Raw genomic sequence first — 23,421 nt, forward strand, 5'->3', positions numbered from 1 at the left:
GCAGGCGCAGCTCGTGTGCGGTGCCCTGGGCGAAGCCGCGTGCTCCGCCGCCAAGCGTCACGCTCATGCCCGCAGCGTCGCCGAAGCCAGCGAACATCAGCGGTGCGGCCGCGATCCAGCGCAGAGCCCCGGCATCCAGATGATCGATGGCCTTGAGGTGCATCGCGCCCGGCGTCTTGCCGATCACGCTCTCCAGCTCGTCGATGCTGGCGATCGGGCCGCTCATTGGAGCGTCAACGCCGGGTAGCCGAGCGTCAGCGTGAGCATGACCCGCGTCGAGCACAGCGCGCAGTCGAGGGTATGCGCTGCGGCCTGCGCGCAGCCGAGGCAGGCGCGCGGACGTGAGCCGTCAACCAGGCCGAGCAGCAGTCGCTCATCTTCGGAAAACGTTTGCGCTTCGCCGACTGTCATCGGCCGGCCGAGCGCGGATTCGTAAAGCAGGCAAAGACTATCGAGCACGGGTGCGAGCATCGCGCAGTCATGCGCGGCGAGCGTTCGCGAGAGGCAAGGCTGAATGGGATCGCCGGCATCGCAGGCTTTCCGCCAGCACCGCGCCGCGTCGATCAGGATCGCCACGGGCGCGGTCGTGTCGCTGGTGGTCGGCGGCGGGAAATGGCGAGTCACGGTCGATCCTTTCTGCGCTATCCCCTCATGTCGCTTAATGCGAGTCGTTCGCAACTTGATAGCTACTGTTGATGACCGGAGCAAGATGGGGGTGTCGGTCATCTGCCGTGGTGCTCATCGGCGGCCTAGCGAGCAAGAATTCGATGGACACACCAACTCGATCATCTGCCAGACACCTCAGCCGGTAGCTTCCGGGGAAGCTGCGCCGCTCGGCAGGGTAACGGCAGACCGCTTCACCGCATGGCAACTCATTAGATGGATCGATCACTCGTTCCCAGGCGGCGCTATTTGCGATTGGTTCGCAAAAGAGGAACTGCTACTCACCCGCTCGGCGCAATCAGCAGTCCGGGAGGCTCAGAATCGGGTGTCTAGAATGGATACCCTTCAGGTATTTCTTGCGGCACAGGCGGACCTTCTCCGGTATGCGGCAAGGATCACAGGCGATCCCGCCGAAGCTGAAGATGTGGTTCAGGATGCCTGGCTGCGCTTCCGCGCCACCGCTAGTGCGCGAATTCTTGAAGAGCCCAACGGCTATCTCTTCCGGATCGTCCATAATCTGGCGCTGGACCGGCGGCGCCGGCAAGGACGTGAGAATCGGTTCTTGGCAGTTAGCGCGGCTGCGGCAACGGAATTAGTGCCAAGCGATCAGCCTTCGCAACAAGCCCGTGCGGAAGCGAAGGACGAACTCGATGTTCTCCGCACGGCCATGGCGAGGCTGCCGACCCGGACTCGCCGCGCCTTTGAAATGCACCGCTTTGAGGACATGAAGCTCATCGAGATCGCAGAGGAACTTGGCATATCGAAAAGCCTTGCGTCCGAGCTAGTGATCGAAGCCGTCGAATACTGCAAGAAGGTCCTACGGCGACGTCACTGACCCTTCTTGTGAGAAAGTTCCGGAATTGCAGAAACCCCGTTCGTTGAATGCGTATAGCGATGGAAAGCGCGCGCCGTGCGCGCCGGTAGCAAAAATGGACACGGGATGAGCGGGGAAACGGAGGTGGACGGGATGCGGAGCGATCTCAGTCATCAGGCCACCGCTTGGCTGGTTCAACTCGACGACGAGCCGGACAATGAGGCGCTGCGCGTGCAATTCATAGACTGGCTCGCGACCAGCCCGGCGCATTTGGCCGCATGGGAAGAAACTGACCGTGTGTCGGGCCTGATGTCGGCCATCGGTCCGTTGTTTCAGAGCGAGCCGAAAATGTCGGCTTCGCCAGCACAGGCGGTGCGGTTGCGTCGTTTCCCTTCGACCAGGACGCTCGCCTCGCTGGCGATGGCGATGTGTCTTGCATGGTTCGCTGTGCCGTATCTCGCGCTTCAGCTTCGCTCAGATGAAATCACCGGCACTGGCGAACTTCGGGTCGTCGGGCTCAAGGATGGCAGCACCGTCCATCTCGCGCCGACGACGGCCATTGCCTTTAGCAGCACTGCCGACGGCCGAGCCCTTACCCTCTTGCAAGGCGAAGCCTGGTTCAACGTCGCCCACGACAAAGCGCGACCGTTTCGGGTCATAGCGGGCGACAGCACCGTGACCGTGTTGGGCACCGCCTTCTCGGTGCGCCGCAAAGAGTCCGGGACCGATGTCTCGGTCCAGCGCGGCCGCGTGGCGGTGGCGAAGCCCGACGGCACGCGGCGGATCGTACTGGCGGCGGGCCAATCGCTATCCCTAAGCGCCGACAAGGCGACACGCAGCGCGATCCGCCCCGACCGCGTAGCGAGCTGGCGGGATGGCGTGGCGATCGTCAACGATCAGTCGATCGACGAGGTAATCGACCGCATCCGTCCCTGGTATGGCGGCTACATCATCGCGAGAGGGCCAGGCCTCAAGAGCCGCCGAGTCAGCGGCATCTATGATCTGCGTCATTCCGATCGGGCGCTGGAGGCTCTCGCAAGGGCGCATAAGGTCACGGTTTCGCAGGTCTCTCCGTGGTTGCGGATCGTGACGGTCGGATAGCAACCACAAAAAAATAGCCGGCCCTCCATTTTTTTCCGGAATCCGTCTGAGCCCGAACGTTGAGGTTATGCAACTGACTCGCATTAGCGATTCGGTTTGAGCAGCAACTTCGGCGAAAAGGATGGGCTAGGTGATTTCGGGGGGAACTTTCGGGACTATTCAACAGCGGCGGCTTCTCCTGGGGGCGCTGCTTGCGTCGGTGGCCGGGGCCAGCTTGACCTTGCCGGCGGCGGCGCAAGCGCAAACGGCGACTTCGGAATCCCGGTCGTTCGATATTGCGCCTCAATCGGTGGTCGATGCGCTGGCGGACTTTGGTCGGCAGTCGGGCCTTCAGGTCAGCATGGATGCGGATCAGGTCCGTGGGCTCTCGACGCAGGGCGTCAAAGGCACGATGACTCCCTCGCAGGCGTTGGATCGCCTCCTGGCGTCAACCGGCTATGCGGGCCGCATTCAGGGCCGGATCGTCTCCCTGTACCGGGTTTCGACTGCCGCCGCCGATCAGGGTCAGGATGGTGCAACCGTCCTCGGGCCGCTCAGGGTCGAGGGCGAGCAGGCTGGGAGCGGCGGGATCGGCCGCAACGGCCATGTCGGCGCCGGGGGCGCTGCGGGCGGCGCGGATGAGATTTTCGCGGCGACTCGGGCGGTCAGCATCGTCACGCGCGAGGAAATGGATCGCACGCCGGCTCGGCACGCCGCCGACCTCATCACCGAGGTTCCCGGCGTCACGAGCGCGGTCAACCGCCTCAACCCCGGTCTCTCGGTCAACATACGCGGCATGCAGGACTTCGGCCGCGTCAACATGATGATCGACGGCATGCGGCAGAATTTCGTGCAGAACGGGCACCAAAGCCGGAACGGACAGATGTATGTCGATCCGGAGCTGATCTCCGGAATCGTCATCGAGCGTGGGCCTCGCAATACGGTCCATGGCACGGGGGCAATTGCCGGCACGGTCGATTTCCAGACCGTCGGTCCGGACGACATTCTCGACGGCGACAACGATCAGATCGGCGCCCGCCTGCGCGGAAGCACCGGATTGGGCGGGGAAGGCAACGGCGTCAATTTTCTCGGGAGCGCCGCGATCGCGGGCCGTTTGACCAACAATCTCGAAGTCGTGGCCGCCTATTCGCGGCGTGACATCGGCGACTACGACATAGGCACGAAGGGGCCGGAACTCCTCGACTATCCCTCGATCCAGGGCGCCGACGGCACCGAACTGGTGAACCGGATCAAATATGCGAGCCAGCTTCAGGAATCCGGCCTTGGCAAGGTGAAGTGGACGCTGGGGGATCACAAGCTTCAGCTTAGCTATCTCGGGACGTGGATCGAATATGACAATGTGAGCGATAGCCTTGGAACGCAGGTCGACGAAGAGGGGTCGCCCTGGCGCCGGTTAGGCCATTCCAAGATTGGCAGCGAGAATTTCGCGTTCGATTATAGTTGGAAGCCGGACAGCAACTGGATCGATCTGCGGCTCAAGCTCTACGTCTCGAACACCCGCAATCGCAATTACAGCGACGCGCACTATCCCGACGATCCGACACAAGCTTTCCTCGTCGATACGGCCTGGACCGGCGGATATTGTGAGCGCGAGGAAATCCCGGCGAGCTGGGTCGATAATTGCGGCTTAGGCTATGGAACCGATCAGCTTCTTCGCACGCGGACCTATGGCGCCCAACTCGACAATAGGTCGACCTTCGCTCTCGGCCGCGGAACGACGCTGACGGCCAATTATGGCGGCGAATTCTTTCAGGACCGCACCCATTCGGATGTGACGATCGACTATAAGGGTCGGACAATCGACACCTATAACCAATATGGTCGGGGCGACACGCTCAACCCGCGCGGCCGCCGCTCGATGGGCAGCCTGTTCGCCAATTTCGAGGTTAAGAATGATCTCTACACGCTCGGGGCAGGGCTGCGATACGAGCACTACTGGCTGACCGGCACCACGCAGGTTCTGGGCGTCACCAGCGTTTACAACACGAGGTTTGACAGGTTTCTTTTCAGAACATGCCGACCTGGCCGCGACGGAACCATTGCCGTCGCGAACCGAGAAGTTTGCAGGATCGCGCAGGAGCAGGGGGAGGCAGCGACCGCTGCCTACGTTGAAACCGTTTTCAGCCCTCGAAGGGGCTACTGGAACAATCCCCAATGGACACCCGGATGGCAAGATTCTCGGGGCTTTTACGATTATAAGATCGATCGCTCGGAAGGCCGCTTCCTGCCCTCCTTCTCGGCTGCGATTCGACCGACATCCTGGCTGGAACTTTACGGAAGCTGGGCGAAATCCTGGCGGCCCCCGGCGATCAACGAAACGCTGATGGTGGGCGGGCATCCCGGCGATCCCATCGCCAATATGTTCCCCAATCCCTATGCCGACCCGGAGAAGACCACGAGCTGGGAACTCGGCGCGAACATCAATTTCAATGGCGTCTTCAAAACCGACGACGTCTTCTTCGCGAAGGTCGGCTTCTTCAGCACCAAGGCGCGCGACTATCTCATCACGTCCCTCGCGAACAATCTGCCCGGTGATACGGCGATGCAGCCGGGTCTCGGGCGCGTCATGTTCGTCAACAACCGAGCGCCGATGAAGTTCGAGGGGTTCGAGATCGAGGCCCGCTATGACGCCGGCTTTGTTTACGCCGGTGTCGCTGCAACGATCTACACCCACACGAATGAGCGCTTTGTGCAGGATCTATTCCCGCTCGGGGTGGGGGTCAGCCGATACGACAAGCCACTCGAAAATGGCAGCCTGACGGAGCAGCAGCAGCAGGCGATCGCAGCCGGCTTTCCAACCTGGCAGGCTTGGCTGGAGAGCATGACCGTCGATTCCGGCGTGCTCAACAGCGTCGGTCTCGATGTTACCGACAAAGTCACGGCGACGCTGGGTATTCGCCTGTTCGAACGCAAGCTCGATACCGGCTTTCGGCTGATCCACAGCGGCGCCGGCAAATGGTATTGGCAGGACGACGCGGCGCAGGATTTCTGGCCAAGCTACACCACGCTCGACTGGTTCGGGAGCTTCACGCTTAGCCGCCGCGCGCGCTTCTTCGCCTCGATCGAGAACCTGACCGACCGCCGATATATCGACGGCAAGAGCGACTTCTTTGCGAAGGTCGCCGCTCCCGGTCGCACAATCACGGGGGGCATTGAGGTGAAGTTCTAGCGGCACAGCAAGACGGCCGCGAAGCGAACATGCGGGGCTTTTCCCGCATGGGAGATGGCATCGGCGTCATCTCCGAGCCGCGATGAAGGAATGAGCCTTCACCGCAATTGCCTGAAGCATAAGCAGGAGAAGAACGATGGTTGCATTCACCGCAAATGAAAACAATCTGCCTGGTAGTCACGACCTCGACAGTCAACTGGACGCCGTCCTTTCGACCTGGACTGGTCTCTACACCGGGTCGCATCCCGACAATACGGGATTTTTCTCCAATCCCAGCGGCGTGTCGAACCCGGCGTGGCACGACAGCTTCAGCGGCACGTCCTACACCTATGGCAGTGACGCCGAAGGGTACAAGTTCGTCGTGTCAGGCGATCTCTACTACTACTTCAGCCAGGCCGTCACGCCGACCACGCCGGCGGGGCCGGATGCCCACACGCTGTTCGGCACCGCCAACACGCTTAACCTCTATTTCGACAGCGATGACGATGGTGCGGCGGACGATTTGTTCCTCAGCCTCGATTTCACAGGCGACGGCGGCCTCGTCGGCAACCTGTCTGACGGTCACGACAATCCGCTGCATGTGGCCATCTACGGCCTCATGCAGGGCGACCCGGCGGGCCTCGAAAGCGTCCTCGGCACCGAATTCGGCGTCGATGTGACGGACACGCTCGCCGAGCTGACCGGATCGTCGCTGCTGGCGGAATCCGAACTGCTGCTCGCCGCCTGATCCCCCAACAAGCGCGAATGGGAGGGTCGGCGGCTTTGGCCGCCGCCCCGACCTGTCGTCTCGGAAGATTCCATGAAGCAGACCGACATCGGGCATGATGAAATCTGCGCCGCCGTGCTGAGCATGCGCGGCAGCATTCGCGCGGTTGCGGCATTCAGCGCCGCGGCCAATCTGCTGATGCTCGCGCCCTCGCTCTACATGCTGCAGGTCTATGACCGCGCGCTGGCGTCGGGCAATCTTTTCACGCTCGGCATGCTGACCGTCATGGTGATTGGGCTCCTCGCGCTGATGGGAGCGCTGGAATATGCGCGCAGCCGCGTCATTATTCATGCCGGCTCGCGGATCGACGATCTGCTTGCGCGCCGCGTTCATCAATCGGCGTTCGAGCGCGGTCTTGCCGGAGGGCAGTCCAATGCCGCCCAAGCAACCCGCGATCTCGACGCGATCCGGCAATTCCTGACCGGCAATGCGGTCTTCGCTTTCTTCGACGCGCCTTGGACGCCGCTGTTCCTGATCGTGATGTTCCTGTTTCACCCGCTGATTGGCGCGCTTGCGCTCGCGGGCATCATCATCCTCGCCGCGCTTGCCTGGCTCAACGACCGCCTGTCGCATGACCTTTTGAAGCAGGCGGGCGCGCTCTCGGTCCAAGCAATGCAAAGCGTCGAAATGCAGCTTCGCAACTCGGATTCCATCGAATCCATGGGCATGCTGGCCCGGCTTTATCGGCTATGGCGCGGGCCACATCGCGGTTATGTGCGGCGTCAGGCATTGGCGAGCGAGCGCAGCGCACTCATCAGCGCGATCTCCCGCACCTTCCGGCTTGCGCTTCAATCGCTGGTGTTGGGCCTTGGGGCATGGCTGGTGATCGATGGCCGCATGAGCGCGGGCATGATGATCGCCGGATCGATCCTGATGGGTCGCGTGCTTACGCCGGTCGATCAGATGATCGCAGCCTGGCGCCAGTGGGCAAGCACGCGGCTGTCGTGGGAGCGACTGCGCGCGCTGCTTTCCGTTCACCCCGCAAGGCCGGACCGCCTGCCTCTACCGGCTCCGACCGGAAATCTGCGCGTGGAAGGGGTTTCGGCGACGCCCCCCGGCGTGCCGAACGCCACGCCTACGGTGCTGGGAGTGACATTTGCCCTTGAGAAGGGCGACATGCTGGGGATTATCGGCCCCTCGGGGTCCGGGAAATCGACCCTCGGCCGCCTGATCGCGGGCGTATGGAAGACCCGCGCCGGCACGGTGCGGCTCGATGGCGCGGACATCCTGCATTGGGATCGCGAGCGGCTCGGCCCTCATGTCGGCTATCTGCCGCAGGAAGTGGAGCTGTTCGCCGGCACGGTTGCGGAGAATATCTCGCGCTTTGCCGACACGGATGCCGATCCGGTGAAGATCACCGACGCCGCGGTCGTCGCCGGCGCACACGACATGATCCTGACGCTGCCAAATGGCTATGACACCAGGCTCGGCCCGGGGGGACAGGGTTTGTCGGGCGGGCAGCGCCAAAGGATCGCACTCGTGCGGGCGCTTTACGGCAATCCGTGTCTGGTCATCCTCGATGAGCCCAATGCCAGCCTCGATGAAGCGGGCGAGAAGGCGCTTGTCGAGGCGTTGACCCGTCTGCGCGAAAAGCGGGTCACGACGATCCTCATCACCCATCGTCCGAAAGTCCTGGAAGTGACGACAAAGCTTCTCGTGCTGGGCGGCGGTCGCGCCCACGCGTTCGGCCCCACTGCTGAAGTCTTGACCAGAATGCGCGGCGGGGCCGCATCCAAATCCGCCCCGCCGCAAGGTGGCCAAGTCGTGTCGATGCCCGGCACGATCGGCAGCGCCGCACTTAACGCCGACGGGGCCGCCGGCGCGGCCTTCGATGGCAAGCCGAGCGGGGTGTGACCATGATGGACACTGGCGAGACCGAACTTCAAGGCGGGGCCTGGGCGCAGTGGCGACGCATCCTGCGCAGAGGCGTCGGCACCGACGTGCAGGACATGGTGCCGACGGACGACGATCTCGTCCGCGAAGAAATGGCCGACAACGGAGAGCGACCGCGACCGGGCCGTCTTGGCTGGTGGCTTCTCATCATCGGGTTCGGCGGGTTCGTGCTTTGGGCGGCCCTGGCTCCCCTCGACAATGGTGTGCCGATGCCCGGCGTCGTCATGGTGACGGGGAACCGACAGGCGGTCGAGCATCAGGCAGGCGGCATCGTCGCCGCCCTCAACGTGCGGGAAGGCCAGCGGGTCAAAGCAGGCGACGTCCTGATCCGGCTCGATCCCACGCGCGTCGGCGCGGAAACGCAAAGCGTCGAGATCCAGCTCGCCACCGCGCGCGCGAAGGAAGCGCGTCTGCTGGCTGAGCGCGATGGTCTTGGGGCGCCCGCATTTCCTCCGGAACTGGAGAAAAGTCCCGATCCCGATGTCACCGGCGCCGTGGCGCTACAGCGCCAATTGTTCGCGAGCCGGCATGCCGCCCTGCAGGGTGAGCTGATCGGCATCGAACAGTCCCTTGGCGGGCAGCGCGCCCTGGTTGCAGGCCTGGAATCTTCGCTGGGCGATAAGCGCGCACAACTGGTCGCGATCAACGAGCAGACCGGGAATTTGCGCCAGCTTGCGGCCGAAGGCTATATCCCGCGCAACCGTCTGCTTGAGACCGAGCGCCTGCGCGCCTCCATCCAGAGCGATATTTCCCGCGACCTGGGGAGTATTGGACAGGCGCGCGGACAGGCGGCGGAATTGCAATCGCGCCTCTACCAGCGGCGACAGGCGTGGCAGCAAGAGGTGCGCGGCGAGCTGGCCGATACACGGCTAGAAGCACAGTCGCTTGCCGCGAAGCGGGATGCCGCTCGCTTCGATCTGGCGAATGCCGAATTCCGCGCGCCAGCGTCGGGCCGTATCGTCGGCCTCGCCGCCCATACGGTCGGCGGCGTCGTTCAACCGGGCCAGCGCGTGATGGAGATCGTCCCTGATGCGGCACCGCTGATCGTCGAAGGTCATTTGCCGGTGAGCAGCGTCGACAAGGTGCATGCCGGTCTCCCGGTCGATCTTCTGTTCACCGCCTTCGATACCAGCAAGACGCCCCGCCTGCTGGGTGAGGTCGAGCAGGTCTCGGCCGACCGGCTCGATGATGAGAAGGATGGTCAGCCCTTCTATCGCGTGCGCATTCGCGTCGGCGCCGACGAGCTGGCGCGGTTGAAGCTCGGCGATCAGCCGCTGCGCGCTGGCATGCCCGTCGAGGTGTTCGTGAGGACCGGCGAGCGCACGTTGCTCAACTATCTGTTCAAGCCGCTGTTCGATCGGATGCGGACCGCCTGGGGGGAACAGTGAAGCGAAGGCTCCGATTCCTCATACTTGCCAGTCTTTTGTTGCCGCACGCTCCCGCCTTTTCCCAGGCAATGTCGGGTCAGGGCGCTAGCGAGCGCCCTTCGGCGCCGTCCGGAGACATGGACTTCCGCCAGGCCTATGCGCTGGCATTGGAAGCCGATCCTACCTGGCTTGCAGCGCAAGCCCGGGGGAGAGCGGATGCGCAGGAACGCGCAATCGCACGCGCTGCGCTGCGGCCCAATCTTAGCTACAGCTATGATCGAGCTCGCAACTGGTCGGATATCACGCAGGACGGCCCGCCAGGCAGTTCCACAAGGGAACTCGCCTACAATAGCTTTTCGTCGAGCTTCATGCTGTCGCAGACGCTGTTCAATGCGGCGGCAGGCGCCCGCTACAAAGCCGGCGCGGCGCGGGCGGAAGCGGGACGCTTCACCGAGCAGAGGGCACATCAGGCTCTCGCGGTGCGCGTGCTTCAGGCGTACAGCGATCTTCTCTACGCCATCGATGACCTGAGCCTCGCGGAAGGACATTCGCGGGCGCTCGAAGAGGATCTCCGGCGTGTCGAACGCTTCGTTGTCCTCGGCGAGGGAACCCGCACCGATCGCGCGGAAGTCGAGGCGCAGCAGCACCTTGCCGCCGCCCGCGTGATCGAGGCGCGTGATCGCCTGCGAACCGCACGAAACGCATTGCAGCTATTGGTCGGTCCGGTTTCTGTCGGATCACCCGTTGGGCTCGATAACCGATGCCTTCCGCTCGCCGGTCCGCCTGAGCCGCTGGGCCTGTGGAAGGAAAGGATGCTGGCCCATAATCCGGAACTGGCAGCCCAACGCAGCATGGTGGAGGTCGCGGAGCGGCAGGTCCAACAGCAACGGGCGGCAGGCCTTCCCACGGTGGCGGCCTTTGCCCGTCACCGCACATCGGAGTCCGATGGCGAAAATGTCATTGGCCAGCACTTCAGAACCGCGACCGTAGGTATCCAGCTCCGGTTGCCGCTCTACTCCGGCGGCGGTGTCGCTGCCTCCACAAAACAGGCCCGCGGTTTGCTCGATGAGGCGCGCTATCAGCTCGACGCCGCGACATTCCAGCTCGGCGACGATCTAGAGAAACAATATAGTCTCGTCGACATGAGCCCGCGGCGTATCGACGCCTATGCGAGGGCTGCATCGGCTGCGGCCGAACGGGTGCGCGCCACGCAGCGCAGCATCGTCGGCGGAGAACGCACCAATCTCGACGCCCTGGACGCGGAACGACAGCGGCTCGAGGCGCTGCGTGACCTGGCTCGCGCGCACTACGACTATCTGCTCGCATGGCTGTCGCTGCGTTGGCAGGCCGGCACGCTGGACGATGCGGACATCGATCGGGTCGGGGCGTGCTTCGCCGGGCCATCACCTTCACCAGCTTCTACACCAAAGGGGACCACCGAATGACCACCATGACGATCGAAAATTCCCTCGCCAAACGTCTGAAAGCCGCGACCAACGACGTCCATGAAGGCGTCGATCGCTCGATCATGTCGGCCGCCTCCTTCGCAACCCGGGAGCGTTATGCGGGCTTTCTCGCGGTGCAATATCTGTTCCACCGCGACGTCGACGCGCTTTACGGCGATGCGCGGTTGCTAGCGCTGTTGCCCGACCTCGCTGAGCGTCGGCGCCTTCCCCTGGTGGAGGCGGACCTCGCTGATCTCGGCGTGAGCCGACCCATCGCGGATGAAGCGCCGGTGTTCGCCGCCGATGACACCATGGACCTTCCGACCGCGCTGGGCTGGCTCTATGTCGCCGAAGGCTCGAATATGGGCGCGGCCTTGCTGCGCAAGGAAGCCGCGAAGATCGGACTTTCCGACAATTTCGGCGCAAGGCATCTCGCCCCCGCGCCCGAAGGTCCGGCGCCGCACTGGCGCGCCTTCGTTGCCGGGCTTGATGCGGTGTCTCTGACGCAAGAGGATGAGAGCCGCGCCGTCGCTGGCGCCAGAGATGCGTTCGCGCGCGTGCAGGCACATGTCGATGCCCGCATCGGCTGAGCCTGCATCCCGTGCCATGCGCGCAGGAGAACCCCTGCGCGCATGGCTATGCGGCCATAGGGGCCGGTGCTGCCGACGGGAGAAAACCCGATGAAGCGCGACAGCCACATGCGCCGGCTCGCCGCCGCCAACGAATATGACGGCATCTTTGCCGGCCATGTCGTGCTGAAGTCCTATTATCCGGACGAAAGCCCACGATCAGACTCGATTCCCGAGAGGCCGTCTTTGGTCGCACCTGTCGCTGCCATCGGATCGAACGCAGGCCGCTATTGCGACCGGCCTATGGACTGGAGCACGCGCTTTGTCGGCTTTGCAGGAACTTCGGCGATATTCGGCCTGGTACTCGCGGCCGGCCTGTTCACCTGGCACGCCGTTCATACCCCTGTAGCGTCCACCTCCCGGCCGTTGACGGTCATGGAACTGGCGCCGCTCGAAGCGCCACCTGAGCCGGTCAAGGATGTGGCCCCCGGCCCGGAGCAGGTTGAAAGGCAGGAGTCAAAGCCCAAGCCGGTCGCCGAAGTGGTCCCGCAACCGCTGATCCAGCTTCCCATTCCTTCGCCAAGCGTGCGTGAGAAGAGCGAACCAGTCGAGCTGGTCGATCCGGGGCCGCCGGTCCCGCAAACGACCGCGCCCAGGAGCATCGCGGCCCCGTCAGTCAACAGGCTTGCGAACGATGCAAAGCCGAACTGGGAAGGTCAGTTGCTCGCGCATCTGGAACGGTTCCGCCGCTATCCGGCGCGGGCGCGCGCCGCGCGCCAGCAAGGCGTCGCCACCATCCGCTTCACGATGAACCGCGCCGGCATCGTGCTGTCTTCCGCGGTCGTGCGCAGCTCGGGCGTCTCGGCGCTCGATACGGCCGCACTCGATACGCTCAAGCGCGCCCAACCGCTGCCCGCAATTCCGGCGGATCGGCCCGATACGGTCGAATTGACGATCCCGGTCGAATATTTCCTTAATTAGCACACAGAAAGCCGCTCATGACCGCTTCCATCATTCCGCACCTTGACCGCCGCGAGTTGCTCGTCGGCGGCGCTTCGCTGTTCGTTTTCTGCCCGCTTACCGCAGCGGCGGCCGCCCCAGCACGCCAACAGGATCTCTCGCGCGTGGTCTGCATCGGGGGTGCGATCACCGAGATCCTCTACGCGCTGGGCCAGCAGGCCAGAATCGTGGCGGTCGATACGACAAGCCAATATCCGCCTGTGGCACTGAGGGAAAAGCGAAGTGTGGGTTATATGCGCGCCGTCTCGGCCGAAGGCGTCCTGTCAATGCGGCCGACGCTTATCCTTGCAATGGAGGACGCAGGACCGCCGCAGGCGCTCGAACAACTGCGCGCATCGGGGATTTCCTTGGTCAGGATCGACAACACGCTGTCGCCGGCAGCCGTGACCGGCCGCGTCCGCCAGCTCGCCACGCTCTTCAAGGCCCAAGTGCAGGGCGCGCGGCTTACGGCAAGCATCGACAAGGGGTTTCAAGAACTCGCGGCCTGGCGGCGCGCTCATCCTCCGCGCAAGCGGGTGCTGTTCGTGCTGTCGCTGCAGAATGGACGACCGATGGTCGCCGGCAAGGGCACGGAAGCCGATGCCATCATCACGCTGGCCGGCGGCATCAATGCGGCGGGGGCGCTCGACGGCTATAAGCCGGTCAGCGGCGAGGCCCTGGCCGCGCTGGCGCCCGACGCGGTGCTGGCGATGGACCATGCCGGTCCCGGCATCGATACTAGCGCGCTCGACACGCCGGGCTTTCGCCTGACGCCGGCAGGCCGGCGTCGCGCACTCATCAAGATGGACGGAAGCTACCTGCTTGGCCTCGGCCCGCGCACGCCCGCCGCTGCGCTGGATCTCGCACGGCGTTTGCAATCCATCTGATGCGGGCGCGAGACAAACAGACGGGCCATCGTCGCCTCGATGCGGCCACCCTGTTCCTTCTGCTGGCGATCGGAATGCTCGTCACCAGCCTGCTCGCGCTTGACCTGGGGGCGACGGATACGGGGCTTGGGAACTTGCCAGGGCTGCTCGATCTGGCCTGGTCCAGGCGCGCACCTTCGCCGGATGAAGAAATCGGCTTGCTCGTCCTGAGCGGGATTCGCCTGCCAAGACTGGCGCTTGGCCTCGCCACCGGCGCGGCACTCGGCGCTTCGGGCGCGGTGATGCAGGGACTTTTCCGTAACCAGCTAGCCGATCCCGGCCTCGTCGGCGTTTCCGCCGGCGCTGCCTTGGCAACCGCGATCGTCATCGTCCTGGGCGGCGGCGCGCTGGCGCCGCTGCTTGAGCCGCTCGGCCGTTGGGCGCAGCCGCTCGCCGGGCTGCTGGGCGCGCTGTTGGGCACCGCCATCCTCTATGCCCTCGCCACGCGCGAGGGCGTGACGTCGATCGCCACCGTGCTGCTCGGCGGGATCGCGCTCGCCGCCTTCTGCGCGGCGTTCACGGGCCTGCTGGTCTATATGGCCGACGACAGGGCGCTGCGTGATCTGAGCTTCTGGACGCTCGGCAGCCTGTCGGGCGCATCCTGGACGGGAATCGGAGCGGCCTTGCCGTTCCTCGGTATCGGCGCCCTGTGTATCTGCTTTCTGGCTTCGAGCCTGAATGCGCTGCTGTTGGGCGAGGCGGACGCCTTTCATCTTGGCGCCGACGTGCAACGCGCCAAGCATCTGGCGCTGCTCGGTGTCGCCGCGCTGACGGGCGCGGCCGTGGCGTCCGTGGGCATCATCGGCTTTGTCGGGGTGCTCGTGCCAAATCTCGTGCGCTTGCTCGTCGGGCCGGATCATCGCCTCGTGCTGCCCGCCAGCGCCATGCTGGGCGGCATGCTGCTCGTGCTGTCCGATACACTCGCGCGAACGATCGCGGCGCCCGCGGAGGTACCGGTCGGCATCATCACCGCGCTGCTCGGCGCCCCCGTCTTCCTTTGGCTGCTGCTGCGCGACGGCGGACGGATGGCGCGGCTATGATCCGGATCGAACAGGCCCGGCTCGAGGCGAACGGCCGCACGCTCGTCTACGATATCGATCTGACCATTCGACGCGGCGAGACCACGGTGCTGATCGGCCCGAACGGCGCCGGCAAGTCCTCGCTCGTCCGCCTCGTCAGCGGGGCAACACGGCCGACGTCGGGGCGCGTCCTGATCGATAACACGCCGATCGCGAACATTGGGCCACGCCAGCTCGCGTTGCGACGCGCGGTACTGAGCCAGACACATGACGGCGGCGAGGGTTTCACGGTCGATGAACTGGTGCGGCTCGGGCTCAGACTTACCGTCGGGCGCGCATCGCCTCTGGTGCAACGTGCCTGGATCGACGACGCGCTTGGCGACGTCGCGCTACAAGGCTGGGGCAATCGCATCGTTGGCACCCTCTCGGGCGGCGAGCGCCAGCGCGCCCATTTCGCGCGTGTACTTGTTCAACTCCGCGCCGGGGCCGATGGGGACCGCCTGGCGCACTGCTTCTCGATGAGCCGATCGCCGCGCAAGATCCCGCGCAGCAGCTCCGCGTCCTCGACGTGGCGCAGGCCCATGCGGCAGCCGCCGGCACGGTGCTGCTGGTTCTGCATGATCTCAATTGGGCAGCGCGCGTTGCGACGCGGATCGTCGCGCTCAAACAGGGCCGCGTTATTGCAGATGGTACGCCGCAAGCCGTATTGACCGGGCCGCTGCTCGCCGAGCTGTTCGACGTCGATCTCAACCCCGGCCGCACGCCCCTCGACCGGCCGTTCGTGCTGCCCCAAATGGCGAGGCCGATCGCCAAATCCTGACCGAAAGGAGTTCCCATGTATATCGCGATGAACCGCTTCAAGGTGAAACCGGAGGAGCAGGAAGCCTTTACCCGGCGCTGGCTGGAGCGCGATGTGCTGCTCCAGACGGTGCCGGGGTTCGTCGCCTTTCACCTGCTGCGCGGCCCCGAGCGTGACGATTATGTCCTCTACGCCTCGCACACTGTCTGGCAGTCTCAGGAAGACTTTGAGGCATGGACGCGATCCGAGCAGTTTCGCGCGGCGCATGCTGGCGCTGGAAGCGGCAGACAGCTTACGCTGACACATCCAGAGTTCGAAGGCTTTACTGCTTTGCAGGAGGTGCTGCCGGCATAGTCAGTGAACGTAGGCGGTCCTGCTGAAGCAAGAGACGGTTATTCCGAACCGATAATAGGCAGATCTCATGCTGCGTATTTTTGCTGCCTTCGGGAAGTGAAAAGGAAAAGGCCAGCTCGGCGGGAAAGACGGATAGATATGATCCAACTTTGAGCAGTCGAACACTGCAGAGGCAAAGCCCGTGAAACACATCTATAGCATGCAGTTCCCATTTCGATCGGCCTCCCGTGAATGATTGAGCTGCGCCAGCTCCGCTATCTGATCGCCGCGGCAGACGCGGGAAGCTTCAGCCGAGCTGCGCGCAGCATGAACATCAAACAGGCCACTCTCAGCCGCCACATTATCGAAGTGGAGAAGCGGCTTGGGATGACGCTGTTCGACCGCAGGACGCGCGGGGCTAGCCTAACGCCGAACGGCAAGACCTATCTGCGCATCGCGCAGAGGATCGTGAAGGAGTTCGAGGAACTGAACGAATGGGTCCGGGCCACCCAGAGAGGCGAGGCCGGCCGGCTGGCGGTGGGCTTCTACACGTCCTTCTCGGCCGGCAACCTGCGCGCCACCTTGCGCGAGTTCAGTGAGCGCTCTCCCGGTGTGAGGGTGCGCGGCTTCGAGCGCGACCGCGACATGCTTCTGGCCGGCATCGAGAGCGGCCTGCTCGACATCGCGATCATTATCGGGGAGCGGCCCTATCCGGGCATGAAGAGCCGGCCGCTCTGGAGCGAGCGCCATTTGGTCGTAATGCCGGATACTCATCCGCTCGCCTCCCGTGAGAGCATCCATTGGCAAGACCTTGCCGGCGATCGTTTCCTTCTGACCGAACGCGACCCCGGCCCTGAGACGCGCAACCTGCTGCTGCGGAAGCTCGGAAGTCCTGGCTACACACCCGAGATCGACGTGGACGATATCGGGCGCGATACAGTCATCAGCTCAATCGCGCTCGGCGGCCACCTTGCGATCTTCGCGGAATCGTCCGCCGGCCTTCAGGTGCCGGGCGTCCTGTTCCGCGAGGTTCATGAGCCCAACGGCCACAGCCGGATCGGGTATTCCGGCTATTGGCGCGACGACAATGAGAACCCCGTGCTGCGTCGCTTCCTCGATTTCGTAGCCGTCAGATATTCGCTTCCCTCGGGCTCGGGGCCACAGGCTGCTCAACCATCAGAAAAGGAACCGTCATGATCCGAGGAAAGGCATGGATCGTCGTGCTCGTCGCGCTGGTCCTCGGTTTCGGCGCGGGCTTCACGCTCCGCCCGTCATCGCACCGAGCGCGCCAACGGCCGCCTCCGCTGCGGCGCCGGTTTCTCAAGCAATGGCCGAGCCCCGCGGCAAACCCTATTTCGCGGCGCATCTCGACGAAGCGCTGCAGGTCCTAACGCGCTGCGCAGAGGGCTCCGTCCGAGGCGACGAATGCTCCAACGCCGAACAGGCTGTTATCGAGGCGGAAGGCCGGGACCGCCTGAAGCGCTTTTTAGGAAACTGACGCTTCTCGCTCTGCCTCAGTCTGTCCGCGCGCGGTGCCGGCGAAAGCCGCGGTCAGTTTCCATGAACCGGGCGAGCATGGGCGCAACCAGCTTCTCGGGCGCGGCAGGCTGGCCGCCTGTCTCGGCTGCGAGGGCTGCGGCATAGGCGACAAGATCGCGATGGACGGCGGCCGGCAGCTCCACGGCGAGCTTCACCGGCCGATCGTCGGCAAGCGGTCCTAGCTTCAATCTGATCATCGCGTTGCTCCAAGCGGTTCGAGCACGAGATCGCGGGTGACGATCACGCGCAGAGGATGGCCCGGCCGGATGGTTAGGGTCGGTTGCACATTGAGCTGCCGCCGCACGATCTGCTGGCCGGTCTGATTAATGGTGTCCTGTGATCCCCGGCGCAGCGCGCGGGTCAGGTCGTCCTCGCTGTCCGCGCCCAGTTCGGCGCCTACGCCGAGCACGGTCGAGACGGCTGCCGCCTTGAGGAGATTGCCCCAATGCTGGTTCACCCGGTCCTGTAATCCCGCGAACCCAGCGCCATCCGCGCCGGGCTGGCGCTCGAGAACGATCGAGCGCCCATCCGGCAAGATCAGCCGATCCCATGCGAGAAGCACGCGGGTCTGCCCGGCCGCAATTTCGCTGTCATACTCGCCGATCAGCCGCGCACCCTGGGGAATGAGCAGGATGCGGCCGGTCGGGCTGTCGTATACATTGGCTGTCACCTGCGCCGTGATCTGGCCGGGAAGGTCGGAACGGATGCCGGTGATAAGGGCGGCGGGGATGATGCTGCCGGCTTGGACGATGTTCGGCGATGCCGGGGCAACAAGCCGCTCGACACTGACCGTCCGCTGGTTGGCTCCCTGCGCCATGAAGGCGCGCTTTGCGCCTTGGTCGCCCTGCACCATTTCGACTTCCTGCGGAATGGCAGGCGCGCCCGGGACGGCCGCAACCTGCGGCAAGGCCGCTCCCGCCTCTGCGCCGCCGCCTCCGAGAAACACACCGCTCATGCGGGCGGCGTCGCGCTCCTGGCTGATTGGAAAAGCCGGGGCCGTTGATGCAGCCCCGGCCCATCACCTATTCGGCTGCAATCGAATAGGCGTCCTCCATTTCCATGACTTCGGGCCGCTCCGCCTCATGATCTTCCGGCTCAGGCAAGATGGTCCGCAGCAGGGCAGGCAACCATCCAGTTCCGGCGACAAGCTGCTCCGCTGCTTCGGCCATGTCCGCCTTCTTCATTGGCGCAATGCGCTCGGCGGCTTCCGGGGTTACCGCCTCGCTCACGGCCTGTGCGATCTGTGCCTTGGTAACGCGCCCGAAATAGCTGCGGGCGGTCGGCTCCCAAGTAGCGGTCATGTCGAGGCTCACAGCCCGCCCCAACTTGTCTGCCGCCTCAATGCGTCCGGTGGAGCGCTCCCACGGCACCTTCACCGCGTTGACGGTGAGCGACGCGCAATGCGCCAGAAGCTCGGTGCGGCTGTCGGCATCCAGCCCGGCGAGGAACGGCCACAGGTCTGCCGCCTCGGTCGGAAGCTGCGCGCCCCATTGGTCGTGCCGTGCCACCAGCGCCTCGCCCGCCTTGCTGTCCGCAATGCCCTCGGCATGACTGCCGAGTTCTTCGCTCTTGGCGGTGATCTCGAGGCAGGACTTGCCGAACCCACGATAGAACAGGTCCACTACCAGCGCATGGGTCAGCGCGATCATTGCCATGCCGGGCTGCTCGCCAAGGCCCAGACGCAGGGCCATGGCCCGATGAGCGGTGAGGTCACGAATGAGCGTATCGGAAATGGGCTTGGCCGCATCGGCATCCTCCACGTCTTCTTCGTCCGCATCCTCGTTCTCAACGGCTTCGCCGGCTTCGGGCTCGATACCGTCGCTCTCGTCCTCCGCTTCCGGCTGCGGTTCATCCTCGGCCCGCACATAACCGCGCTCGATCTTCACATTGCCATCGGAACCGAGTGACACGAACACGCCGCCACGCGCGATGATCGCGGGATCATAGGCCGAACGCTTGGCGCTGATCGCGTCGATCTCGTCACTCAACGCCTGCGCCTTTGCGGCCACCTCATCGGGCATGTCGTCGTAAGAGTCATAGCCTTCGATCAGGGCGTCATGCGCTTCCGCCGCTTCCGAAAACCGCGCTTCGTCCTCATCCGACAAGGTGATGGGCTGCGGATAATGACGCCGCATTCCATGCCCGTGCGGAAAGTCGATGCTCGCCTCGGCCCATTTCCAGCCCTCGGCCAGAGTGCCGCTGGCGATCTCGCGCAGCTTCTCGATAACGAGCATGTCGAGCAAGCCCGCATCCTCGAAGAAACCGCCGTCATCCTCGGTAAACAGGTCGCGGATGATCGTGCCGCCCGCCTCAACATAGGCGTCCGCGCCGATGAACACAGCCCGCCGGTCGTCCGCCGGAACATTGCTGGCGGTGAGGTCACGCCGGATGATCCACGGTTCCTTGTTCCACGACAGATTGTCGAACACCTGCTCCTGCCGAGCATGATCGTCGGTGATCGCGAACGCCGCCAACTGGTCGAGCGTGATCCCGTCCTGCCTGTAGATGCCCATCAGCTTCCCGCTGACCGCGCCGAGCCGCATCCGCCGCTTGACGATCTCCGGGGACACACCGAAGCGCGCACCGATTTCCTCCGCGCCCCATCCCTTGTCGCGGGAAAGCTCATGGAACCGCTCGAACTGGTCGGCGGGGTGCATGTTTTCGCGCGTGACGTTCTCGTCCAGCGAGACTTCGGACGGATCGTTCTCGGTGTCGAGCCAGCAGCGGACAAGGTGGTTCTTCCTGATCTCCTTGCGCTTGGCGCGCAGCAGATAGGCCAACCTGCGGCCCTCGCCAGCAGTGACGAGATAGGCGCCGGTCGGGCGATCCCCCTTCATCTCGGGTTCCACGACAAGGTTTTGGATCAGCCCCTTGTGCGCGATGGATGCGGCCAGCGCTTCGATTGTGGCCTCGCTATGCGGCACCTTGCGGGCATTGTTGGACGACTTCTTGAGCTTGTTCAGCGGCACATGGATGACGCGGCTGTCCTGTTCGGCCTGCTCGGTCGTCACGATTTCGATGGTATCGGTCATTATCCCTACTCCTTGGGTTTCCGCGCAGCGGGAAGCGCCGCGCTGAAACCCTGCCCGTCGGCGAGACCGGGGGTGCAACCGGAGGGGCGGCTTCGCGGGGAACCGGCTGCACGGAGCAGAAGGCGAAGGAAGCTGGGCGGAAGCCGATCCGAAGGACGCCAGGGGCAGCGCCCCAAGCACCGCGCCGTTTACGGCGCCACCAAGTGGGTAATGGCTATTGCTCGGCGTGTTCACGCCGTCCGCTAGGCGATTGTCACGCGGATGCGCCGAAACCTGTCAGGGGTTCGGTCGGAGCGCAGCGGAGATAGAGCGCCGGTCCCGAAGGGAAGCACCGGATGACTCAGTCAGGGAAGGCGAAGTCCATCGCGACATTCGCCACGCGACGCCAGAACCACTCAATCTTTGCCGCTTTTCTGGAGACAATGTGGAGACAACAGCCTTCGCAGCGGGCTTTGTCTCCAGCGAAAGAGGGTGCGCCGTAGCGCCAATTCGCTAATTTCTTTGGAAAACTGGAGCGGGCGAAGGGATTCGAACCCTCGACCCCAACCTTGGCAAGGTTGTGCTCTACCCCTGAGCTACGCCCGCTCTAGACGTTTTCGACCTGCTGCCTAGTGGCTGGCAGGCCGGGGTGAGGCGCGCGGTTAGCATCGGTATTGGGGGGCTGCAAGCCTAAAAAGCAAAAAAGAGCATTCTTCATGTGCGTCCAGGTGCCGCCCCCATCATTGTCCCTTCACAAAGCCTGCCTGGATCGCGATCTAAGGCCGCAGACAGAAACCCCGCGGGAGCACTCAATTGGCGAGCATGGGCCTCAATCTCGAAGAGCAGAAAGCCGTAGACCGGTTCCGGCAGCAAGTGGCCGAACCTTCCATGACCAAGCTGGTCATCCTCGATTTCTGGGCCGAATGGTGCGGCCCCTGCAAGGCGCTGACGCCTGTGCTGGAGAAGGTTGCCGCAGAGTACGCCGAAAAGGGCGTCGTCCTTGCCAAGGTCAATGTGGACGAGGAGCAGTTCATCGCCTCTCAGTTCCAGGTGCGCTCTATCCCGACCGTCTATGCCTTGTTCCAGGGACAGCCGGTGGCGGACCTGACGAGCGCGCGAACAGAATCACAGCTTCGCACTATGTTGGACCAGCTTTTGGCCAAACTGCCGATTCAGGCGGGCGAGACACCGACGGCCGATCTGGCCCCTCTTCTCGCTATGGGTGAGGAAGTGCTGGCCAGCGGCGATGGTGAGCGAGCTGCGGACATCTTCATGCAGATCGTGAATATGGCGCCTGACAACGCCGAAGCGCATGGCGGACTCGTAAGGGGTCTTGTGATGGCAGGACGCCTCGAGGAAGCCGAAGCCGTTCTGGAACAAATAGATCCGGCATTGTCCGCCGACCCCTTCGTTGAACGGGCCCGCGCAGCTGTGACCCTTGCCAAGGACCGGCCGGACGACAACGAGCTTGCAACCTTGCGCGCGGCCGCCGCTGAACGCCCAGCCGACATGGAGGCCCAACTTGCTTTCGCCAGCGCGGCATTTGCAGCGGGTGAGCGGGACGCGGCCGCAGACACGCTACTTGCAATGATCAGTGCCGATCGCGACTGGAATGAGGGCGCGGCCAAGGCCAAGCTGCTCCAGATGTTCGAAGCGATCGGCTTGGAAGATCCGTGGGTGGCTGCAACCCGGCGCAAGCTCTCGACGATTCTCTTCGGCTGAGCAGGAGTGACACGCTTTCCGATCTTCCCCCTGGCTGGCGCGATCCTCTATCCAGGGCTGCAACTTCCCCTGCACGTCTTTGAGCCGCGTTACCGTGCCATGGTAAGCGACGCACTGGTGCGCGACCGGCTCATCGGCGTGATACAGCCGCAGCGGCCGGTAGAAGGCGCCGCGCTTTATTCGATCGGGTGTCTGGGGCGGATCGGCGAAGTCGAGACGACTGAAGATGGCCGCTTCAACATCATGCTGGATGGCGAGGCCCGGTTTCGGGTGCTGCGCGAACTGGACGTGCGCACCCCCTTCCGTCAGGTGGAAGCGGAACTGCTCGTGGAAGCGGAGAACCAGGTACTGGCTCCGGTCGAGCGCGCCAGCTTCGAACGAGAGGCGCGACGCTTCGCAGATGCGCAGGGCTATAGCGTCGACTGGGATCAGGTATCGCGGCTGGACGATTTCTCGCTAATAAATGGAGTTTCGCAGATCGCGCCGTTCGACCTCGCCGCCAAGCAAGCGCTTTTGGAAGCGAACGACATATCCGAACGGTGCGAGCTTCTTGTGCAACTCATGCATTTCTTCGGTCGCTGCGCCGAGGGCGACGACGATGGAGCCACACTCCAGTAGGCGAGAACGGGAGCCCCTAGGTGGACGCTCCCGTCCGCTCAGATCGCGGCGCGCACCCCGTCGATCACATATTGAGCAGCCAGGGCAGCCAAAAGAACGCCCAGCAAGCGCGTGATTACGGCCTCCACCTGGTCGCCCAGCAAACGCATCAGCGGGTGCGCAGCCACCAGCGCCACGAGTGACAGCAGAAGCACTGCGGATAGCGCAGCAAGGATCACGAGCGTAGCTTCCGTGCCTTGCGCGCGAGACATCAGCAGCATCGTCGTGGCAATCGACCCGGGCCCAGCCAGCATCGGCATCGCCATGGGGAACACCGAGACGTCTTCTATCTCCGGGGTTTCGTCGTGGCGAGCCATCACCTTTTCCGCGCGTTCGGTGCGGCGCTGCGTGCGCTTCTCAAATACCATTTCAAGCGCGATCAGGAAAAGCATGATGCCGCCCGCAAGGCGGAAAGAGTTGAGCTCGATATGCAGCGCAGCAAGCAGTCGCTCACCAAACAGCGCGAACACGAAGAGGATAGCGCCAGCAATCGCACAAGCACGGATCGCCATGGAACGCGCCTGAGCGTGAGTGGCCTCGCGCGTCAGGCCCGCGAAGATCGGTGCGCAGCCCGGCGGATCGATGACCACGAAAAGTGTAATGAACGCCGAGACGAAGAGGCCCAGCAG

At 64.0% G+C, this 23,421-nt stretch carries 21 protein-coding genes, 1 tRNA gene and 1 pseudogene; 17 read left to right on the plus strand and 6 right to left on the minus strand.

All coding sequences use genetic code 11. From position 1 onward, the window contains the following. The first annotated feature begins 13 nt into the window (after nt 1–13). Nucleotides 14–247, plus strand: coding sequence for a hypothetical protein (locus ABUH87_RS05440; protein WP_367770815.1), 234 nt, complete (start codon nt 14–16; stop codon nt 245–247). Here ABUH87_RS05440 and ABUH87_RS05445 read toward each other — a convergent pair. Continuing rightward, nucleotides 223–576, minus strand: a complete 354-nt coding sequence (locus ABUH87_RS05445; RefSeq protein ID WP_367770818.1) for a hypothetical protein — start codon at nt 574–576, stop codon at nt 223–225. The genes ABUH87_RS05440 and ABUH87_RS05445 overlap by 25 nt on opposite strands. A gap of 421 nt (nt 577–997) precedes the next feature. Between ABUH87_RS05445 and ABUH87_RS05450 the strand changes: the two genes are divergently transcribed. The 14 genes from ABUH87_RS05450 (at nt 998) to ABUH87_RS05515 (ending at nt 17,060) form a co-directional block, all read left to right on the plus strand. After that, complete coding sequence (locus ABUH87_RS05450) at nt 998–1,498, plus strand: sigma-70 family RNA polymerase sigma factor (RefSeq protein WP_367770820.1); 501 nt, start codon at nt 998–1,000, stop codon at nt 1,496–1,498. Nucleotides 1,499–1,603: 105 nt separating this feature from the next. After that, the gene (locus ABUH87_RS05455; RefSeq protein ID WP_367770823.1) at nt 1,604–2,578 is read left to right on the plus strand and encodes a FecR family protein; all 975 of its coding nucleotides are present in this window, start codon (nt 1,604–1,606) and stop codon (nt 2,576–2,578) included. Nucleotides 2,579–2,708: 130 nt separating this feature from the next. Continuing rightward, nucleotides 2,709–5,747: a TonB-dependent receptor gene (locus tag ABUH87_RS05460; RefSeq protein ID WP_367770826.1), complete on the plus strand. Its 3,039-nt coding sequence runs from the start codon at nt 2,709–2,711 to the stop codon at nt 5,745–5,747. Between the two features lie 136 nt (nt 5,748–5,883). Then, nucleotides 5,884–6,474, plus strand: coding sequence for a heme acquisition protein HasA (locus ABUH87_RS05465; protein ID WP_367770829.1), 591 nt, complete (start codon nt 5,884–5,886; stop codon nt 6,472–6,474). Between the two features lie 72 nt (nt 6,475–6,546). Next, complete coding sequence (locus ABUH87_RS05470) at nt 6,547–8,367, plus strand: type I secretion system permease/ATPase (RefSeq protein WP_367770833.1); 1,821 nt, start codon at nt 6,547–6,549, stop codon at nt 8,365–8,367. Between the two features lie 131 nt (nt 8,368–8,498). Continuing rightward, on the plus strand, nt 8,499–9,794 hold the full coding sequence (locus ABUH87_RS05475; protein ID WP_367772118.1) for an HlyD family type I secretion periplasmic adaptor subunit: 1,296 nt from the start codon (nt 8,499–8,501) through the stop codon (nt 9,792–9,794). A gap of 116 nt (nt 9,795–9,910) precedes the next feature. Beyond that, on the plus strand, nt 9,911–11,218 hold the full coding sequence (locus ABUH87_RS05480) for a TolC family outer membrane protein (protein ID WP_367770837.1): 1,308 nt from the start codon (nt 9,911–9,913) through the stop codon (nt 11,216–11,218). Continuing rightward, the gene (locus ABUH87_RS05485; RefSeq protein WP_367770841.1) at nt 11,215–11,808 is read left to right on the plus strand and encodes a biliverdin-producing heme oxygenase; all 594 of its coding nucleotides are present in this window, start codon (nt 11,215–11,217) and stop codon (nt 11,806–11,808) included. Before ABUH87_RS05480 ends, ABUH87_RS05485 begins: the two co-directional genes overlap by 4 nt. A 90-nt stretch (nt 11,809–11,898) precedes the next feature. After that, entirely contained in the window at nt 11,899–12,768 is an 870-nt protein-coding gene (locus ABUH87_RS05490; protein WP_367770844.1) for a TonB family protein, read from the plus strand. Between the two features lie 56 nt (nt 12,769–12,824). Further along, complete coding sequence (locus ABUH87_RS05495; RefSeq protein ID WP_367770847.1) at nt 12,825–13,673, plus strand: heme/hemin ABC transporter substrate-binding protein; 849 nt, start codon at nt 12,825–12,827, stop codon at nt 13,671–13,673. Next, complete coding sequence (locus ABUH87_RS05500; RefSeq protein WP_367770850.1) at nt 13,673–14,752, plus strand: FecCD family ABC transporter permease; 1,080 nt, start codon at nt 13,673–13,675, stop codon at nt 14,750–14,752. The genes ABUH87_RS05495 and ABUH87_RS05500 overlap by 1 nt, the downstream gene beginning before the upstream one ends. Further along, the gene (locus ABUH87_RS05505; protein ID WP_367770852.1) at nt 14,749–15,441 is read left to right on the plus strand and encodes an ATP-binding cassette domain-containing protein; all 693 of its coding nucleotides are present in this window, start codon (nt 14,749–14,751) and stop codon (nt 15,439–15,441) included. Before ABUH87_RS05500 ends, ABUH87_RS05505 begins: the two co-directional genes overlap by 4 nt. 125 nt (nt 15,442–15,566) lie before the next feature. After that, nucleotides 15,567–15,884 carry a heme-degrading protein HmuQ gene (gene hmuQ, locus ABUH87_RS05510; protein WP_367770855.1) on the plus strand — a complete coding sequence of 106 codons (318 nt, stop codon included), beginning with the start codon at nt 15,567–15,569 and terminating at the stop codon, nt 15,882–15,884. A gap of 231 nt (nt 15,885–16,115) precedes the next feature. Further along, nucleotides 16,116–17,060: a LysR family transcriptional regulator gene (locus ABUH87_RS05515; protein ID WP_367770858.1), complete on the plus strand. Its 945-nt coding sequence runs from the start codon at nt 16,116–16,118 to the stop codon at nt 17,058–17,060. 317 nt (nt 17,061–17,377) lie between these two features. On the opposite strand, the gene ABUH87_RS05520 is transcribed toward ABUH87_RS05515, so the two are convergent. The 4 genes and pseudogenes from ABUH87_RS05520 to ABUH87_RS05535 all read right to left on the minus strand — a co-directional run bounded on the left by ABUH87_RS05520 (nt 17,378) and on the right by ABUH87_RS05535 (nt 21,019). Then, nucleotides 17,378–17,599, minus strand: a complete 222-nt coding sequence (locus ABUH87_RS05520; RefSeq protein ID WP_367770861.1) for a DUF2274 domain-containing protein — start codon at nt 17,597–17,599, stop codon at nt 17,378–17,380. Further along, a pseudogene (locus ABUH87_RS05525) lies at nt 17,596–18,378 on the minus strand (TraB/TrbI/VirB10 family type IV secretion system protein); the annotation flags it as partial. The gene ABUH87_RS05520 and the pseudogene ABUH87_RS05525, both read right to left, overlap by 4 nt. A 46-nt stretch (nt 18,379–18,424) precedes the next feature. Continuing rightward, the gene (locus ABUH87_RS05530; protein ID WP_367770864.1) at nt 18,425–20,434 is read right to left on the minus strand and encodes a ParB/RepB/Spo0J family partition protein; all 2,010 of its coding nucleotides are present in this window, start codon (nt 20,432–20,434) and stop codon (nt 18,425–18,427) included. Between the two features lie 510 nt (nt 20,435–20,944). Next, nucleotides 20,945–21,019: transfer RNA gene (locus ABUH87_RS05535), tRNA-Gly, on the minus strand. 216 nt (nt 21,020–21,235) lie between these two features. Here ABUH87_RS05535 and ABUH87_RS05540 point away from each other — a divergent pair. Both ABUH87_RS05540 and ABUH87_RS05545 read left to right on the plus strand, forming a co-directional pair. After that, nucleotides 21,236–22,135, plus strand: a complete 900-nt coding sequence (locus ABUH87_RS05540) for a tetratricopeptide repeat protein (RefSeq protein ID WP_367772124.1) — start codon at nt 21,236–21,238, stop codon at nt 22,133–22,135. Between the two features lie 6 nt (nt 22,136–22,141). Then, complete coding sequence (locus tag ABUH87_RS05545; protein ID WP_367770867.1) at nt 22,142–22,753, plus strand: LON peptidase substrate-binding domain-containing protein; 612 nt, start codon at nt 22,142–22,144, stop codon at nt 22,751–22,753. A 38-nt stretch (nt 22,754–22,791) separates the two neighbouring features. Here ABUH87_RS05545 and ABUH87_RS05550 read toward each other — a convergent pair whose 3' ends face one another. Then, complete coding sequence (locus ABUH87_RS05550) at nt 22,792–23,421, minus strand: MarC family protein (protein WP_367772126.1); 630 nt, start codon at nt 23,419–23,421, stop codon at nt 22,792–22,794.

The organism is Novosphingobium rhizovicinum, assembly GCF_040813635.1.
In the GTDB taxonomy this organism is placed as follows: Bacteria; Pseudomonadota; Alphaproteobacteria; order Sphingomonadales; family Sphingomonadaceae; genus Novosphingobium; species Novosphingobium rhizovicinum.

Coding starts and splice junctions, on each gene's coding strand:
- ABUH87_RS05450 (WP_367770820.1), top strand. CDS start 998: ATGGATACCCTTCAGGTATTTCTTGCGGCACAGGCGGACCTTCTCCGG.
- ABUH87_RS05455 (WP_367770823.1), top strand. CDS start 1,604: ATGAGCGGGGAAACGGAGGTGGACGGGATGCGGAGCGATCTCAGTCAT.
- ABUH87_RS05465 (WP_367770829.1), top strand. CDS start 5,884: ATGGTTGCATTCACCGCAAATGAAAACAATCTGCCTGGTAGTCACGAC.
- ABUH87_RS05470 (WP_367770833.1), top strand. CDS start 6,547: ATGAAGCAGACCGACATCGGGCATGATGAAATCTGCGCCGCCGTGCTG.
- ABUH87_RS05475 (WP_367772118.1), top strand. CDS start 8,499: ATGGCCGACAACGGAGAGCGACCGCGACCGGGCCGTCTTGGCTGGTGG.
- ABUH87_RS05480 (WP_367770837.1), top strand. CDS start 9,911: ATGGACTTCCGCCAGGCCTATGCGCTGGCATTGGAAGCCGATCCTACC.
- ABUH87_RS05485 (WP_367770841.1), top strand. CDS start 11,215: ATGACCACCATGACGATCGAAAATTCCCTCGCCAAACGTCTGAAAGCC.
- ABUH87_RS05490 (WP_367770844.1), top strand. CDS start 11,899: ATGAAGCGCGACAGCCACATGCGCCGGCTCGCCGCCGCCAACGAATAT.
- ABUH87_RS05500 (WP_367770850.1), top strand. CDS start 13,673: ATGCGGGCGCGAGACAAACAGACGGGCCATCGTCGCCTCGATGCGGCC.
- ABUH87_RS05505 (WP_367770852.1), top strand. CDS start 14,749: ATGATCCGGATCGAACAGGCCCGGCTCGAGGCGAACGGCCGCACGCTC.
- hmuQ (WP_367770855.1), top strand. CDS start 15,567: ATGTATATCGCGATGAACCGCTTCAAGGTGAAACCGGAGGAGCAGGAA.
- ABUH87_RS05515 (WP_367770858.1), top strand. CDS start 16,116: ATGATTGAGCTGCGCCAGCTCCGCTATCTGATCGCCGCGGCAGACGCG.
- ABUH87_RS05520 (WP_367770861.1), bottom strand. CDS start 17,599: ATGATCAGATTGAAGCTAGGACCGCTTGCCGACGATCGGCCGGTGAAG.
- ABUH87_RS05530 (WP_367770864.1), bottom strand. CDS start 20,434: ATGACCGATACCATCGAAATCGTGACGACCGAGCAGGCCGAACAGGAC.
- ABUH87_RS05540 (WP_367772124.1), top strand. CDS start 21,236: ATGGGCCTCAATCTCGAAGAGCAGAAAGCCGTAGACCGGTTCCGGCAG.